We start from the raw sequence: 16,656 nt of genomic DNA on the forward strand, positions 1-16,656 counted from the left end.
TTGCATGATGGCTTTCGACTTTATTTATAAGGTAGAGAAAATTTAAGCAGAGCAAAAGCTTATCAATCGAAATGGGCTTATGGTAAGTTTTGTTAACCTTATAAATAAAGTCGAAAGCCATCATGCAATTATTAAAGCTAAGATCTGATAATCCAAAGTTTAGGACATTAGATTTCAGGCCAGGCTTGAACATAGTCGCCGGAATACAAAAAAGCGATAAAGATACCGACTCTTTTAACGGTATTGGTAAAAGTTTATCGCTTAAACTTATCCATTATGTCTTAGGGGCGGCGCTTGATAACAAGAAATTAAAAAGCTATTTAGCGGGTTATGGTTGTTTTCATCTTGAGTTTTTACATAAGGGTAAGCATTATCTGATCAGTAAGGATTTCTCACAATCAGATTATATTATTAATGGCCAAAAAATTAATCAGACAGCGTATCCTAAGGAGTTAAGCCAGCTTTTCTTAGGCGATAAAGCCGAGATTGGCTTTAGGCAGGTATTCAATTGTTTTGCAAGGCGGTTTGGCGGAACGTATTATGCTGATCCTTTAAGTCAGCAGGGACGACCTATTACTGACTATAAGCAACGGCTTACCAATTTATATTTATTAGGTATTGATACGGATTTGGTAAGACAGCGATTTGCTACTAAGAAAGACATTGGTTCGTTGAATAACGCGGCAAAAGCGATAAAAGAATATGAAAAAAGCTTGGATAAGGCTAATCTGAAGGATTTGGCGGATGAAATCGCTGATTTAAAAAATAAGCGTGATCATTTTGTGATTGCGGAAAGTTATGACCTGCTTAAAAAACAAGCCGATGATTTAACCGCCGAACTGAACGAACTGAGAAACAAAAAATTTTTTCTTGAGAGAACACTGGAAAAAAAAGAGATTAGCCTAAAAAGGGAGGTCGTTAACATTGATGTTGCCCAGATTGCAGATATTTATCATGAAGCCCAATTCTTTTTTGGCAAAGAGATTACCCAGCGGTTATCTGATGCCCAACATTTTCATAATGCCTTAGTCAACAACAGGAAAAATAGGCTGATAATGGAAGTTAGCCAATTAAAGACCGAAATTGCCGCCCTAACTGGGTCTTTAGAAAAATGTTCGGCGCAACGCGATGGTATTTTGAAAGATTTGGATAATTCCGGGGCATTAGAGGAGTTTAATTCACTGGCGGAAAGAATTAAGTCATTAGAAATCGAGAGCGAGAATTTAAAAAAATATGAGCATTTGTTACGCGATTTTAAGAAAGAAAAAAGCAATTTGGACAGTCAAAACGCTTTGATTAAAGAGCGGAGCATTTTATATTTAGAAGAGAAGGATGAGTCTTTGGAAGCCATCGAAAATGAGTTTAGGGTGTTGGCCAAGCCTTTTTATGGCAAGCAGGCTCATCATGGTGCTTCATTAAAAATCCAAGAAACGAAAGATGCACAATATTTGTTTGATATTCAATTACAAATTCCCAAAGACGAATCCCAAGCGGTCGGGGAAGTAAAAATTTTCTGTTACGATGTCTTGCTCTATAAGTTGAATAAAGATTTGTTAGGATTTATGGCACATGATGGGTGTATTTTTTCGGAAATGGATCCGCGACAAAAATCAACAATGTTTAAAATTATTTTGAACGTGGTGAGGGAAGAGAAATGCCAGTATTTTTTAAATATCGCGCAAAATAGCTTAATAGAGGTTTTAGATGCAGAACAAAAAGTCAATATTTTGACTGCGGAAGAAAAGCAAATGATTAATGACGCTTTAATTTTAGAGCTTTATGATAAAGATCCTGAAAATTGGTTATTTGGCGAGGATTTTAGTGCATGATTCTATCGGTGGGATGGCGGGCAGGCCGTATCTCCGGTTGTAAGGCGCATAAGTAATTCTGACTCCGACGGTTCATCATATTACCGCTTCTCCCCATATCCCCGCCATTTCTGGTAATAATCAACACTATTTCTGGTAAAACTTAATATATTTCAATGATTTATTTTGCTATTATCCCTTTACCGCCCCTGTTGGGCGGTATTGTGTCAGGTGTCTGTCGCGGCGGCGGTTTGGGCGGCGGCAAGGCGATTATTATTACTGGATAGGGGGAAGGTATGAGTAAGACGATGGTTTACCGTTGGGGTTGTGCGTTGCTGTTGCTGTCATTTTGGGTTTGGGGTGGGGCGTTGGCCGATGAGGCGCAGGATGCGGATAAGGAGAAGTTTATGGCCTCGGTGTTGCACGGGCATTTGTTTTTGTATTCGTTCTACTGCGGGGTGGTCAGCATTTTGGTTAAGATTGTCGATTATATCATTAAGAATCAGGTGGATGACAATAATGCCCGCTTGCCGCATCAGGAGATTATCGCCCAGGCCTTGCCTTTGGTGGGATGGTTTTTTTCCGCGACGGTGGTGGGTTATTTGGGGGTGGTGAGCGGTTTTCTGAATGTTTCGCCGCAAACGGCGGTGGCGGTGGGCTTCGCTTGGCCGATGGTGTATGAAAAATTGCGCAAGGATATGGAGAAGCAATTTCAGCCGGAGGACAGTTTGGTTGAGGAGAAAACAGGCCAGTAGGTAGGCGGTTTCCGATAGTTAACCGTCTTGGCGTATTTTTGGCCGGATTTTGTGGTTGGTCGGGCAGGGGTTTTTTGCCCGGCGAGCCGCTTTTGTTTGCTGTTGCTTTCGCATTGACCGCCCTATTCTAGGCGGGTACTTTCATTGCTGGATTTTCTGACAGGGCATCGGCCTTACAGTGTCACGATTTCTCTTCTGCGGTCATCTTTTTCTAAGACCACCTTCCAGCCCTCTTTTCTTTCCGTCAGCACAAAATCCAGCAAGCCTAAGGCGCGGCGTAAGGCATCGGCTTTGGTGGTGTCCAGATTTTTGGCGACGCGTTCCAAAACTTCATACGCTTCTGGGCTAAAGTCGGCGGTGATGCGTTTAGCGTCTGGACGGCTGGTTTTGGCGGTCTTTTCGGTTGGGTCTATTCATTGCCCCGTATTTTCTGAGTAAAAGCAGGTGGCTGCTGTGCCGACAAATTTTCATAATCGATACGTTGCCTGCATTAAGTGGAACAAAGGCGTTCTTCGTTTTTGGCACTGACAGTTTATCGTGCCGGAGGTTTTTTGCAATTAAAAAAGCGTTAATTTTGTACAAATTTAACGTATAAATGCAGTAAAAATGCGTAGGTCGGGCAAGCGGTTCTGCCCGACAGGCCACCTTTGTCTGCCATCGTCCTATCATTAATGCCACTTCCTAAGGCGGATATCTTCATTTCTGGCGGAGTTGGAGCGTCGGGCAGAACCACTTGCACAGAGACTACGCGCTTATCCGATATGATTTTCTCTCCATGTCGTGACAATACCCTACTTAGCTTTGACTACCAACATTTATAAAACCGTTTGCTCAGTTTATGCGGATTTTTAGAGCAATTGCCCCAAAAACACTTTAAGATGGTCGTTAGTAAACGTTTTTCACTAGAAGAGCAGGTGTGTTGCATTCGCAATTTTGTCTGGTAAATGATAATAATATATTAAAATGTTAAAAATAATTGATTTATTTGCAGGGGCTGGAGGGATTAGTCTCGGTGCGGCACGAGCTGGTTTTGAGCTTACGGCGGCAGTTGAGATAGATAAATTCGCCCTTGAAACCCATCAAAAAAATTTCCCCGCAACACAGCATTTAAACATAGATGTGGCGACGCTTAGCGGTGATGATTTGATGGCGTTGGTAGGCTTAAAAAAAGGCGGTTTAGACGGCTTAGTGGGTGGACCTCCGTGCCAAGGGTTTAGCTATATAGGTAAAAGGGATGTTGGAGACGACAGAAATAATCTTTTTATGCATTTTTTCCGTTTGGTTAGCGAAATATCCCCGGCTTTTTTTCTGGCCGAAAATGTTCCTGGTATTTTGAGTGGCCAATATGATGCTATCAGAGAACAAGCTTTTTCTTTGGTGCGCGGTCAGTATGAAATGCTTCAACCGATAGAGGTTAAGGCCAGTGATTACGGCGCACCTACCACCAGAACCCGTATTTTTTTCATCGGTTACGATCCCAAGCGTGTGCGGGCTTTGACTGCCGAGATGTTCAAACCAGCGGAGAATACAGTTAGTGTGTTGGTAAAAGATGCGCTAAAAGGCCTTCCGATAGACATTAATCCGGCTTGGCTTAGCGAGCAGAGCGGCTGGCAACCTGTGGAAAAGATGCCCAAGTCGCATTTTAGGCTGGCGATTGTTGGCCGGATTCCGGATAATGTTGGTGATCCGTCTTCAATCGAGCGCTTTATGAAGAGGGGCGAGGTTTCCGGCTGTATGGGTACTCGGCATGGAGACGTGGTAAAAGCGCGTTATGCAGCGCTGGATTTTGGCGAAAAAGATAAAATATCAAAATCGGTAAAATTGCATCCCGATAAATTCTGCCCTACCTTAAGGGCGGGAACGGGGAGTGATAAAGGCAGCTTTCAGGCCGTCCGCCCTATCCATTGTCACGCCCCTAGAGTTATTACACCTAGGGAAGCCGCGCGTCTCCAAGGCTTCCCTGATTGGTTTGTTTTTCATCGTACCAAGTGGCATAGTTTTAGGCAGATTGGGAATAGTGTGAGTCCTATAGTATCTGAATATCTATTATCGAATATTATAAAAAGCTTGGTTTAACGCTAAAAAACGGCTTTGACAAAGTTAGGGTATCTTTTGTAATGAGTGATATATCGCTTAAGGCAATCAAGCGAACGTTCTTCGTCGGAATCGAATTTAAATGGTAGTTTTTTATGGATTTCACAGGGATCAAGGGAATGAATATCTAAATCAAGACACATTCTTTCACGCAAAGATAAGTCAGGTAATGCGATGTCTGAAATATTATCCCAATCATTTTTAACTAATTCAAAGCGGTTAAGTCCTGATTTCTCCAGAAATTCGTTTTCTTCGCCGCTTTTTAGTACGATTCCTGTTATGGTATACATCCAATGGAAGCCATCATTATAGCGAAATTGTCCTAAAGGCAAAAAAACCAAGTTTGGACTACCGCGTAGCCCTCTTAAAATAGCTTTTTTTGCCGCTTGGGAGATAATGTCTGTAAAGCCACGATCTGTCATGCTTTTGTAATCAGTTACGTTATTTGGAAAATAACGCCCTAATTTATTTTGGGCTTTTGTTAAAGCCTTCTGTTGAAACTCATCTATAGATTCAAATTCATCTCGGTTTCCTAATGTTTTTACGCTTGAATTAAGAGTAATTTTTAGTATGTCATTAGCGGCAAGCTTGCTTGCAATAGTCTCTACCTCTTGTAACTGCTTTTGACGATCTTTAGCGGCGGCATAATCTAACAATACAATTGTTAGCCCCTTTACTATCCAGAAGTGTCCCTATTTGATTAACTAAATCTCCGCTCGTCATATTTAGGCAATCAATTAGAGATAGGGGACGGTTAAATTGTTGTCTTTCAAATGTAATTTTATCTCGTTCGATTGATACCAGCTTTTTGATATTTAAAGCAGAATGAATTTGTTTAATGTCTTCGAGAAATTTGCCGCCCATAGAAACGTATAAATATTCTATTAATTTATTCCATGCGTTCACATGAGATAAAATTTCGATAAAAATTTGCCGCTCCACATGTTTGTTGGGTCTTAAATAGTATGGAATATCTTGTCCACTCATTAATTGCCGCCTTCTTTGCTTTGAGCTTTTATTATATTTTCAAGAGCGAGGCTAAAGCATCTCTCCCCAACATCGGAGGGCTTTGTTTGTGGATCATCAAAGAGGGCAATAGCCAGCGAAACAACCTCATCGGCATGCCGATTAAACACTATTCTTTTTAAAGGATTTCTAGTTTCCGGACGAGGTAAGGATGGCGTATATCTTTGGGCATTATCAAGCTTTCTGACATTTGTAAATATAACGGATTCGTTACTATCCAGGTCTTTTAATATTTCCCTAGGCTTCTTTGATTCCGTATTTTCAAACGCAACATTGGTTTCTTCTTCTCGGCCTTTCCATTTGTTTGTAAAATCGGTAAATATCTTTAAGCCTTCGGTCATGTAATCAAAAACTGAAAGGTATACAGTGGAAGAGGTGTCAAGACCTCTCTTGGTCGTTTTGAGCGGTAGGTTTAATAGATTGTTGCTTCGGAACTCTAATACGCCTGCTATAGAAATAAATTGGGTATGGTATCTTGGTACTTGCGCTCTTCCCCAGCCAGTAATTTGACTTTTGTCACAATATAGAACTACCCTGTCATTGCATATAACCGTCCAACCTGCTTCGTCACTGGTTCTGGGGCGTTGGGCTTCGTCTTCCAATTCTTTTTCGCTGGCAAGTTTGCGTCTAAAACCAACGGCGAGACGAATTTCTACTCCTTCTATGGTCGCCTTAAATATATATGGATTTATCGGAGATTGGCTATTTATTAGCGCAGTGAGCAAGGTTAATGGTGCGCCGCCAATAGCGTGACCGTTGATGGTTACTGAAAAGCCTTTGTCAATGATAAGAGCATAAAATTGAGCAATATCCTTAATTAAATCATCTAGGAATTCTGATTTATCAGAATTGAATTGGAAGGCAATGTTATCATGTAGCTGTTCGACAGTAACGCGTGTGCCATTTTCAGTTAATTCTTCTGTTTCGGAATGTTGGAGTTTAAGTTCCCAATGATCCGACTCAAGCCATTCGGGTGTAATTTCCACAAAAAAAGCCCTGGGTTCATCCTTAGGCCGAGATGTAACTCGGCTTTGTTTACCCATTTTAAAAAGGGCTCTTTTCATACCTATGCCATACATCCCTACGGTATGTAAGCCGGAATCCCTTTCAGGATCATCACGTCCCATACGAAACGCTTTCTCTAACGCAATTTCAGTGGGAATGCCGCCGCAATTGTCCCAAATTTCGAATTTATCTTTTGTGGCGGTTATTTTCGCCCAAAAACCCTGATAAGGTTTTGCGTTAGTATCGTTATCTTGGCCTTGTTGTTGGCGTTCAATGCCATCAATACAATTGTCCAATAAATCAAGGATCGCATCTTTTAATTCAATATCCCGCGTTAACATTGATACAAAGAATCGTTTTGTAGGGTGAGCATTAACTGTATCGTTTTGAGTCATTTTTTTGCTCTTAATTTAGAAAACTAGAGTTTCAATTTATGGGATTGTTCTGTAGGCAAGCATTATTAACACAAGCTATTTAGGCCGCAAAGAAACCGAGCGGAGCTATAGGCTTCTACAATAGCAACAAAACGTTATAAATAAAATTAACAATTACCTAAAAAATAGTGAAAAAATTCACAATTTTTATCTAAATTATCGCTATATATTAAATTAACATTTTGAATTTCATTGTTATTTTTGGCTTTAACCAAAGAAATTTGAAAGATTAATGAACAGGCGTTAGTTAGCTTAAATATGACCCCTTTACATCTTTATCAGATGGCTGTCTGGTTTGTCAAAATTAATAAAGCGTCGGGCAGAACCGCTGGCCCTGCCTACGCGATCCGCTTCTTACATTTCCCGTCGTGACAGTACCTTAATCGGCATCCCTGTTTTTGGCTGCTGACTTATGGACAATCCGTTTACCGCTGCGTTTAACCCCCAAGCCCCTGTTGCCGAGCGTACTGATGCGTTGGCGGGGTTGCACCGTGCACATTTGCCGGATGATACCGGGCTGTTGCCTGCCGATGCGGTGCAGGAGCTGTTGGCGTGGGTGCAGGAGGCGGAGTTGGCGAAGGCGCTGGTGGCGCATCCGTCTTATGCCGCCCAGCACGGGCGGGCGGGGATGCAGTCGGTGGGCTTGGATGAGTTTCAGGCGCGTAGCCAGGGCGAGTATTGGGAGCGGCCTTTGACGCTGACGGCGGAGGGGTTGCGGTCTATGGTGACGCAGACCCCGGTGCTGAATGCGGTGATTCTGACCCGCACCCGGCAAGTGCAGCGTTTTTGCCGGATTTGCGACAGCGACACGGGGTTGCCGGGGTTTCAGGTGGGGCATGTTGACCGCAAGCATTCGCCTAGCCGTGCCGAGCTGGAGCAGATGGCGGTGCTGAATAAGGTGATCAGCCATTGCGGTTTTGAGTTTTCGGCGCGGCGGCGTAAGGCGTTGCGGCGTGACAGTTTTGCGCAGTTGATGGCGAAGGCGACCCGCGATTCTTTGGTGTTGGACGCGGTGGCCTTGGAACTGGAGTTGAAAAATACCCGCGATTTGGGGATTGACGGCCTGTACGCGGTCGATGGCGCGACTATCCGTTTGTGTCCTGAGCAGGGGTATCGGGGCGATCCCGATATTTACGCGGTGCAGGTGGTGAACGGGCAGGTGCGGACGGCTTACCGTTATGAGGAGTTGATTTTTGAGCCGCGTAATCCGCGCTCGGATGTCGCTTCGGCGGGCTATGGGTTTCCCGAAGCGGAGCTGTTGGTGCGGGTGGTGACGTGTTTTTTAAATGCGATGGCGCTGAACAGTAATGTGTTTGACAAAAACAGTATCCCTAAGGGGGTGCTGCATTTGTTCGGCAATTTCGACAGCAATGATGTGGCGGCGTTCCGGCGGTATTTTAATAATATGGTGCGCGGGGTCAATAACACCCTGAATTTGCCGGTGTTGGTGTCGAAGGACCAAGCGTCTAAGGTGCAGTTTGAGAAGTTTGGTGTGGACTTCAATGAGATGATGTTCGCCAAATGGATGACGTTTTTAACCTCGCTGATTTGCGCGGTGTATGGGATGTCGCCGTCGGAGATTAATTTCGATTCGTTTTCCGGCGGTACGGCCAGTACCTTGGGCGGCAGTGATACGGCGGAGAAGTTGGCGGCTTCGAAAGATTCCGGCTTGCGCCCGTTGTTGAGTTATTTTGAGAATTTGTTCACTGATTTTGTGGTGACGGATTTTAACCCGGATTGGTGTTTCCGTTGGACGGGGCTGGATGTGGAAAATCCGGCGCAACGTTTTGAGTTGCGCAAGACGGTGTTGACGCTGAACGAACTGCGGGCTGAGGAAGGCTATCAGGCCTTAGCCACGCCGTTAGGGGAAGCCCCGGTCGATCCGGCCTTGTTGGGGGCTTGGTTGCACTTGCAGGAGGCGGGGGCGGATAAGGGCTTGGCGAAGAGTTTTCCGCACCATAAGGGGCGGCCTGGCTTGGTGGGCGGGAGTTTGCCGCGTGGGGTGACGGCGGATAAGGCGGCGCGTTATGCGCAAGATGTTAAATTCGATTTTGGGTCGGCTAATACGCGGGGGGTGTTCAAGCCGCCTTTTGGGGGTGTTAAGCCGGGCGTTAATGGTTGGCCGCTGGTTAGCGGCGGTGCTGACGATAGGCTTAAGCCGGATGGTGGCAAGGGCTTGCCGGGTAGGCGGGAGCCGCGTGAGGGGGCGGCGGCTTGTGGGAGAAAACGCGGATTTTGGTCTTTTGTTAAGGAAGGGCCAGCTACTCCACCCTCTGGTGGCAGCGGCGGTAAGCCGGGCATTAAGACAACTAACGGTACTACCGATGTGCCTAAAACCAAACCTGACCCTTATGAAGAGCTGCCAACTATCAGCGGCTCTACCAATGCGCCTAAGACCAAGCCCGATCCTTATGAAGAACTGCCGACTATCAGCGGCTCTACCAATGCGTCTAAAACCAAACCGGGTACAGATAACGGTCTGCCCAGTCAGATAGGCGAATCCTCGGGTGCGCCTAAAACAGCGACGGATAAAGGCTTGCCTGGTAAGGCAACCGAATCCCTGCCTAAGGCAGGTACAGATAAAGGTCTGCCCGCCACTACAGAAGAGCCGTTGGATACGCCTAAGCCGGGCTTAGGTAATAACGGGCCGGGGGCAAAAGGCCCTGGCCCCTCTCTAGGGGATGCGGCTAAAGTAATACAGCAACTTGATAAGTTAGCAAATGGGCAAAAATCGGATGACAGGACAGAACTGAAGCTACCCAGTTCCTATATCATCACGTCTTTGGCGGAGGCCGAGCAGTATTTTCGGGATAATTTGCACGGGACTTGGGCGGTTACGGTACGGCGTAAAAACTTGCCGTTTAAGGTCATCGTCGATTTTAAGGGCGATAATATCAATCACGCTTATACCAAAGCCAAAATACGCGGCCAATCCGAGCGGGTGTTTGATGCGCAACGGGCAAAGTTGATGATGCACATCATTAATGTGCTGGATCAAAATCCGGAAATTTTAAGTCATGGTGGGCGGGATATATATATTAAAAATCGGTTGGTTATTGATGACAACAAAAGCAATCCGGTAATAGATCATTACGTTGTCGTGTTACAATGGAAAAATGACCGCTACCAATTTTTATCCGCCCATCCGTGGGATAAAGCGCAGTACAAGGCTAATAAGCAAAACTATACTTTGCCTAAGGGCATACAGGGTAAAAAAGTGGCTAATTTCAGCATTCCCGAAAGGTTAAGCAAGTCATCCGCCCTTAGCCCGGACATCGCCCCAGGATTAGAAGCCGTCGCCCAATTATTTATCCGCCTTTGCGCCGAGGCCGCCGCGTCATGAACCCTCTATCGCCCCCAAACAAGAAATCCCGTGTCGCTTTGCCCGCTTTCCGTGCCGCTTTGATCTGGCATAGGATTGCGTCTGCCCCTGCCCCGGCGGGTGACTGGCTAGATGCCAGATTGGACGAAGACAGGCCTTTTCCGCAAGAATATGATTATATACCAGATAACAGTGACGATGAGGGGACTGCGGGGGTAGCGGAAAGCTATCGTGAATGGGATGAGTTGCCGGCGGGCGCTCCGTGTCCGTTTGAGACCATCCACCAATATATGTTTGACCGGGAATTGGTCAGCCCGCACCCTTGCCCGTGGGTCAGGCCGTTGCTTGACGACTATGCCGCCTTTATCGACCAGGCGCTCGCGGGTTTTTATCAGGAAGCGTTTGCGTGGCTGGAAGGGCGGCGTTATGGTTGCGCAGACCGTTACCCGCTGGTGGGGAGGTTTCGTTTTATCGGCAGATATAATAAATATGTCAGTACCCGCTACGCAGAGGTGTCGGAATGTTGCCGCCGGATGCCGGAGGATTGGCAGACGGAAGATTACGATATTGTCTTCAAGCTGTTGTTCCACAGTTATTTATCGGCTACGGATATCCACCGTCGGGTGAAAAGTTATGCCCTCCAAGCATGGCAGTTAGGGGTGGCGCAAGTGGCTTGGGAAAACGCCCATCCGGGCAGGGAGCCTACCGACGCGGAAGTGGCGGCTATCCGCCAAAGCTCAACGGCAACCCTGGAGGAATTGATGGCGGCGCATAGCTGGGATATGACCACCTTGCTGATAGTGGGTTCTCATATCATCGAATCGGCGGCCAGCGTTAGGGAAAGGCTAGATGAGACCTTGTATATGCTATTGAGGAGGGGGCATATCACGGAATATAGTATGGCTAATAGGCACGCGTCAATAAAGCACTGGCTGTATCAATTGTCGGCGGGGCTTTTGCAATATGGCCTGTGCGAAATCAGCGAGCTAAAGTTACAGGGTTTCATTTGGGCATTACCCTACGGGGCTGTGGTGCAACGCCAAGAAGACTCTGGCGGTTGCCATTTCTGCCGGAATATTGACGGGGCGGTGTTGACGGTGGTGGCCCCTGACAAGCCGGACAAAGACCGCTGGCACGAGGTCTGGTTGGGCAAAACTAACCGCGATTTTGATAATGTGCCGGAGTCTTACTTCGAAAACGTCAGGCATTTTAAAGAGGTGCCTGCGGGCAATATTTTTCCGCATTTTCGCGCCAAGTGGCGGCGGTTATGAGGGTTTGTCGCGTCGCTAAGAGCCGTGTTCTGGGATTGGCTGCCGTCGCCCAATTATTTATCCGCCTTTGCGCCGAGGCCGCCGCCGCATCATGAACCCTATACCGTCCCCAAATTCCCGTGTTGCCCTGCCTGCCTTACTCGCTGCCTTCGCTTGGCAAAGGATAACATCAGGGCATTCCCAGCCTTGGCTAGATAACATACTGGATGAAGGTGGGGCTTTTCCGCAACGCTATCATTTTTACGAAGAGGGCGTTCTCGAAAGCTTTGTGGAGATATATCTTCAGTTGGATGAGTTGCCTGCCGATGCGCCGTGCCGATTTGAGATAACCCACGAAAGCCTGTTTACCCCCGATATGGTCAGCCCGCACCCTTGCCCGTGGGTCAGGCCGTTGTTTGCGGCGTATAAGGCTTTTATCGACACCGCCTTTGCGGGTTTTTATCAAGAGCTGTTTGCTTGGCTGGAAGGGCGGCGCTATGGTATGGCGGAGCGTTACCCGCTGGTGGGTGGTTTTATCTATCGTGGCTGCCTTATTCCCTACGCGCGGATAGCCGAATGTTGCCGCCGGATGCCGGACGCTTGGGAGGAGCAAGATTACGCGGATGTCTGCAAATTGCTGTTCAGCACCTATTTGCCATCTGGGCAAATCAGTTACCAAGTACGGACTTATGCCTTCCGGGCGTGGCAAATCGGGATGGCGCAAGTGGCTTGGGAAAACGCCCATCCGGGCAGGGAAGCGACCGACGCGGAGGTGGCAGCCTTCTGCGAAGACTTGGCGGTAATGTCTTTGGATGAGTTCTTCGAAGTTGAGCGCGAGGAAACGACCGACTTGGCTACTGTGTATTTGAACTTCATCGAAGCGGATGCCTGCATGGTAGAAAAGCTGAAGGATGCCTTTTGGAAGATAGCGGATCACTGCTTTACCCCGTTATTTGGCTCGGCGTATTCACAGGTGCGTTTTTCCGTGCTTACCCAAGACGTGCATCAATTGGCGGTAGATATTTTGCAATACGGACTGTGCGAAATCAGTGAGCTAAAGCAGCAAGGTTTCATTTTTGCCTTACCTCCCGGTACCCGTCTGCAACGCCAAGAAGACTCTGGCGGTTGCCTGTTCTGCCGGAATATTGACGGGGCGGTGCTGACGGTGGTAGATCCTGACCAGCCGGACAAAGACCGCTGGCACGATGTTTGGCTGGGCAAAACTAACCGTGATTTTTATGGTCTGCCGGCCGCTTTCAACGGCTGGTGCGTCAGGCATTTTAAAGAGGTGCCTGCGGGCAATATTTTTCCGCATTTTCGCGCTAAGTGGCGGCGTTTGTCATGATTGCTAGGAGATCCCGATGATCGAAAGTATTTTTGCTGCCCCGCATTTTGCTACGGACGAGGAAATGCACACACTATATGGCTATAAAGACCGTGCGGATTTGGAGCAAAACGGCCCCCAAAGCGACGATAACCGGCTGTTATATATCTGGGAGCTGTATCGGTTACGCGGCGACGCGGCGGGTATGGCGGCGGCGGAGGCGCGGCTGCAAGATCCGGGTTATTTTGATGAAGTCAGATACCGTGATGCCGTTGAAAGTTTCGATATTTTTTTGCTGACGGAGCCGGTGCCGGAAGCCGAAATGCCGTTTATTGAAAGTATTTTCGATGCCCCGCACCTTGCCGATGATGCAGAAATGCACGCGGTATTCGGGATGTTTAAAGACCGTGCGGATTATTTGCAGAATGGCCCCAAAACCAGATGTGATAAGTTGCTGAGTTTGTCGTCGCTGTATTTGCATCGTAACGACAGGGCGGGCATGGCGGTGGTGTCGGCACGGCTCAAGGAGTTGACTAGGTTGTCGGGTGGGATGATCGGCGCGTAGGATTACCAAGAACCTAAGGTTGGGTGGTTTGCCATGACAAGTGCTAGGCCTGCGGGTTAGCGTTTACCAGTTTTTTATGCCGATAGGCGGGTTTAGATGCAAATACAAGACAGTCGCGGTAACACGTTGTTAGACAGCAAGACGGACGCTATTTTAGATGCCCGGCCTACGCCGTTGCCGGTGCAGGTGTTGGTGGCTGCGGTGCCGACCTCGGCGCGGTTTATGGCGCCGGGCATGAAGCGGAGGAGCCGCTGATGGCGTATTTTGCGCAGGTGTTGGCGGTGCATCCCGAAGCGGTGGCGGTGGATGTGCGTTTGGATAATGGGCGGGTGCTGGCGGGGGTGCCGGTGTTGTCGGCTTCGGCGAGTATGGATAGCGGCAGCCGCGCTTTGCCTAATCCAGACGGCACGACGGTGTTGGCGGTGGTGGATTTTATCGGCGACGACCGCCCTTATGTGCAGGGCTTTTTGTTCCCGCACGGCAATTCCTGTGCGTTCACCGATAACCGCGCGTTGGGTCTGCACCATTCGGGGGCTTATTATTCGGTGACGGAAGGGGCGGATATGGAGGTTTTCCACCCTTCTGGCGCGTATCTGCGCATCGCGGAAACGGGCGATCATGAAGATTTGACGGGTGCCGATTATCAGGGCGAGTTTGCGGTGACGAAAAATACGGGCAAAATCGTGTCCATTACTTTAGGCCTGACGGGTACGGATACGACCCGCATCACCTTAAGCCAAGATGGGATAACGGTGAGGGGCGATGTGTCGGTGACGGGGTCGATAACCGCCAGTAAGGATATTAAGGCGGATACGATCAGTTTGCAGCTGCATAAGCATGGCAATGGTAATGCGGGTGGGGATACGGATGTGGCGAAGGCTTCGCCTTAGCGTTGGAAGTTAAAGCCTCCGCTATGTTAAGCTGGAAAAAATAGCCGATATAGCGCATTATTAGGCCTATTTATGCTAATGCCGACTAAAATAGCCAATCTAGCCTTACCCTTTGTCTTTATGCTATGAGCCGTAACCCGCTTTTAACCGATGTTTACTATAAGCTTGACTTAATGTCAGGGCGTTTGCTTGACGCTTGCCATCTGCCCACTGCGGCAGATGAAGACACTTGGTTAAACAACGGTGGTTGGCTGGAGCTTGCCAATAAAATCGGCGCGGAAAAAATATTTTTTGTTAAAGACGAGCCAGTGATTGTCTTCCAACAGCTCGATACTATGCCTTCGGATGCTCAATTAACCGATATTATCCGTAAGGCTTGGTGCATGTCCCGCCCACAACGGCTATTTCTTGCCTTACCTACCGAATTACGGGTTTACGATTTAACCAGCCAACCTGTTGATGAAACAGGCCGACAAGCCGCTAGTCCACTGGCAACGGTACGCAGTGCCGCCGAAATCTTAGAAAAACTCCAAGCTTACCGTCGTGAGCAATTGGAATCAGGGTATCTATGCGTACCAGAAAAACGCTTTGGCCACCGCGCCGATAAGCAACTGATCGACGATTTAAAGCGTGTCAGAACGGCCTTGGAAAAAGCGGGGCTACCCTTAGAATACGCCCACGCCCTAATTAGCCGGGCTATTTTCATCCGCTATCTTGAAGACAGGAAAATACTCACTCAGGCCTATTTTAAAGGTGTCGCAGGAAATGACGTTGAGCGGCGTAATTTGCTGGCGACCGAGCTAGAAAAGTCGGCGGTCATTGCCGAGGACAAAGCGTATTTTTTTTATCAGGTGTTGCAGGACAAAGCGTTTACTTATGCCCTGTTCGATAAATTGGCCGAAGATTTTAATGGTGATCTGTTTCCTAGAGACGATTTGGAAAAAGAATATGTTGAACAAAGACATCTTACTTTGTTAAGAGGCTTTTTGTTGGGCGATACCGACCAACAGCAAAATTTGTTCTTCTGGTTGTATGATTTTGAAATTGTCCCCATTGAGTTAATCAGCCATATATACGAAGAGTTCTACCATACGACGAAAGCGGCAGACAGCAAAGGCAGCGGTTCCCATTATACGCCCAGTGCCTTGTCCGAGTTTGTCCTGTCAGAAGTCCTGACTTATGAACGCCTGCAAACCAACCCCACCGTGCTGGATCCGGCCTGTGGTTCGGGGATTTTTTTGGTGGAAGCGTTCCGCCGTATTGTGCGCTTTAAAATGCAGCAAGCGGAAAGGTCTCTTACGGCTTTGGAATTAAGGGCGGTTTTACGCGACCAAATCCGGGGCATTGAGCTGAATAAAAATGCGGTGGATATTAGCGCCTTTAGTTTGTATCTGGCGCTGCTGCATTATCAGGAGCCTAAGGATATTCTGGCGCAAATCGCCCAAGGTGCGTCTAGTGATAAGCCCTTGCCGCATTTGATTTATAACAGGGATAAGGGAGAAGTGGCCGATTATTGCAATATCCTTTTTTGTTGTAATGCATTTGACTTAATGGATGTAGAGCGTCAAATGCTAGAAGAGAGGTTAAAAAGTACAAAAAATATCGAAGGGTTGTCTGAGATCAAAAAATTGCTTGATAATAAAATTAAGTTACCAATAGAGCCTGGATCTATTGATGTTATTGTTGGCAATCCTCCTTGGGGGCGCGGTAAAAAAGATTCTATTGAGATACTTTGGTGTATTGCTTTTAATTGGTCAATTGGAGGCTATGAGCTATCTCAAGCATTTATTGCTCGAAGCTTGAGTTTATTACGAGAAAAAACAGGTGAATCCGCTCTGCTTATTTCAGAAGGAGTTTTTTTTAAAGTTGGTAAGAATAGCCAAATTTTTCGACAAAAATGGCTTAATGAAACGACTATAAATAAAGTTGTAAACTTTGCTCATGTGAGAAAAATATTTTTTAGAAAAGCTAATTCACCTTTTGCTTTTGTACGCTATCAAAAAAAGCCCGCAAGTTTTTCACATAGAATTCGATATTGGTCGGCAAAAAAACTGGAAACGGTTAAGAATAATCAATCAATTGTTTTATATAATGCCGATATTCGGCAAATAAGACAACATGATGTGGCTAATGATGAAATTTTATGGAAAATTTATTGGTGGGGGGGGCATAGGGACGCTTCT

At 46.9% G+C, this 16,656-nt stretch carries 14 protein-coding genes; 10 read left to right on the forward strand and 4 right to left on the reverse strand.

The annotated features are described in order from the left end of the window. Window positions 1–122: 122 nt before the first annotated feature. Both AADEFJLK_RS00005 and AADEFJLK_RS00010 read left to right on the forward strand, forming a co-directional pair. Window positions 123–1,829: a DUF2326 domain-containing protein gene (locus tag AADEFJLK_RS00005; RefSeq protein ID WP_103972859.1), complete on the forward strand. Its 1,707-nt coding sequence runs from the start codon at window positions 123–125 to the stop codon at window positions 1,827–1,829. Between the two features lie 275 nt (window positions 1,830–2,104). Then, window positions 2,105–2,563, forward strand: a complete 459-nt coding sequence (locus AADEFJLK_RS00010) for a hypothetical protein (protein ID WP_146054466.1) — start codon at window positions 2,105–2,107, stop codon at window positions 2,561–2,563. 173 nt (window positions 2,564–2,736) lie between these two features. Here AADEFJLK_RS00010 and AADEFJLK_RS24260 read toward each other — a convergent pair whose 3' ends face one another. Beyond that, window positions 2,737–2,889, reverse strand: coding sequence for a hypothetical protein (locus tag AADEFJLK_RS24260; RefSeq protein WP_170064983.1), 153 nt, complete (start codon window positions 2,887–2,889; stop codon window positions 2,737–2,739). Between the two features lie 637 nt (window positions 2,890–3,526). Between AADEFJLK_RS24260 and AADEFJLK_RS00015 the strand changes: the two genes are divergently transcribed. Beyond that, window positions 3,527–4,639, forward strand: a complete 1,113-nt coding sequence (locus AADEFJLK_RS00015) for a DNA cytosine methyltransferase (protein WP_103972861.1) — start codon at window positions 3,527–3,529, stop codon at window positions 4,637–4,639. A gap of 2 nt (window positions 4,640–4,641) precedes the next feature. On the opposite strand, the gene AADEFJLK_RS00020 is transcribed toward AADEFJLK_RS00015, so the two are convergent. Genes AADEFJLK_RS00020 through AADEFJLK_RS00030 form a run of 3 tightly spaced genes read right to left on the reverse strand, consistent with a single transcriptional unit; the run spans window position 4,642 to window position 7,083 of the window. Further along, entirely contained in the window at window positions 4,642–5,313 is a 672-nt protein-coding gene (locus tag AADEFJLK_RS00020) for an O-methyltransferase (RefSeq protein ID WP_103972862.1), read from the reverse strand. Further along, window positions 5,291–5,644 carry an O-methyltransferase gene (locus AADEFJLK_RS00025; RefSeq protein WP_103972863.1) on the reverse strand — a complete coding sequence of 118 codons (354 nt, stop codon included), beginning with the start codon at window positions 5,642–5,644 and terminating at the stop codon, window positions 5,291–5,293. Before AADEFJLK_RS00025 ends, AADEFJLK_RS00020 begins: the two co-directional genes overlap by 23 nt. Further along, the gene (locus AADEFJLK_RS00030; protein ID WP_103972864.1) at window positions 5,644–7,083 is read right to left on the reverse strand and encodes an ATP-binding protein; all 1,440 of its coding nucleotides are present in this window, start codon (window positions 7,081–7,083) and stop codon (window positions 5,644–5,646) included. The genes AADEFJLK_RS00025 and AADEFJLK_RS00030 overlap by 1 nt, the downstream gene beginning before the upstream one ends. A gap of 451 nt (window positions 7,084–7,534) precedes the next feature. Here AADEFJLK_RS00030 and AADEFJLK_RS00035 point away from each other — a divergent pair, with 451 nt between their 5' ends. From AADEFJLK_RS00035 to AADEFJLK_RS00060, 7 genes are all read left to right on the forward strand, one after another. Then, the gene (locus AADEFJLK_RS00035) at window positions 7,535–10,465 is read left to right on the forward strand and encodes a phage portal protein (protein ID WP_103972865.1); all 2,931 of its coding nucleotides are present in this window, start codon (window positions 7,535–7,537) and stop codon (window positions 10,463–10,465) included. Next, a complete protein-coding gene (locus tag AADEFJLK_RS00040) occupies window positions 10,462–11,715 on the forward strand; it encodes a hypothetical protein (RefSeq protein WP_103972866.1) in 1,254 nt (417 codons plus the stop codon). Before AADEFJLK_RS00035 ends, AADEFJLK_RS00040 begins: the two co-directional genes overlap by 4 nt. 91 nt (window positions 11,716–11,806) lie before the next feature. Then, the gene (locus AADEFJLK_RS00045; protein WP_103972867.1) at window positions 11,807–13,039 is read left to right on the forward strand and encodes a hypothetical protein; all 1,233 of its coding nucleotides are present in this window, start codon (window positions 11,807–11,809) and stop codon (window positions 13,037–13,039) included. 16 nt (window positions 13,040–13,055) lie between these two features. Then, window positions 13,056–13,583 (forward strand): hypothetical protein, encoded by a 528-nt coding sequence (locus AADEFJLK_RS00050; RefSeq protein ID WP_103972868.1) that lies wholly within the window; start codon window positions 13,056–13,058, stop codon window positions 13,581–13,583. 96 nt (window positions 13,584–13,679) lie between these two features. Continuing rightward, window positions 13,680–13,838, forward strand: coding sequence for a hypothetical protein (locus AADEFJLK_RS24265; protein WP_157679418.1), 159 nt, complete (start codon window positions 13,680–13,682; stop codon window positions 13,836–13,838). Then, complete coding sequence (locus tag AADEFJLK_RS00055; RefSeq protein ID WP_103972869.1) at window positions 13,838–14,473, forward strand: hypothetical protein; 636 nt, start codon at window positions 13,838–13,840, stop codon at window positions 14,471–14,473. Before AADEFJLK_RS24265 ends, AADEFJLK_RS00055 begins: the two co-directional genes overlap by 1 nt. Window positions 14,474–14,598: 125 nt before the next feature. Further along, on the forward strand, window positions 14,599–16,656 hold a 2,058-nt coding region (locus AADEFJLK_RS00060), incomplete at its 3' end, for an Eco57I restriction-modification methylase domain-containing protein (protein ID WP_211299111.1).

Origin of the sequence: Methylovulum psychrotolerans, from assembly GCF_002923755.1 — a bacterium.
Lineage (GTDB): Bacteria > Pseudomonadota > Gammaproteobacteria > Methylococcales > Methylomonadaceae > Methylovulum > Methylovulum psychrotolerans.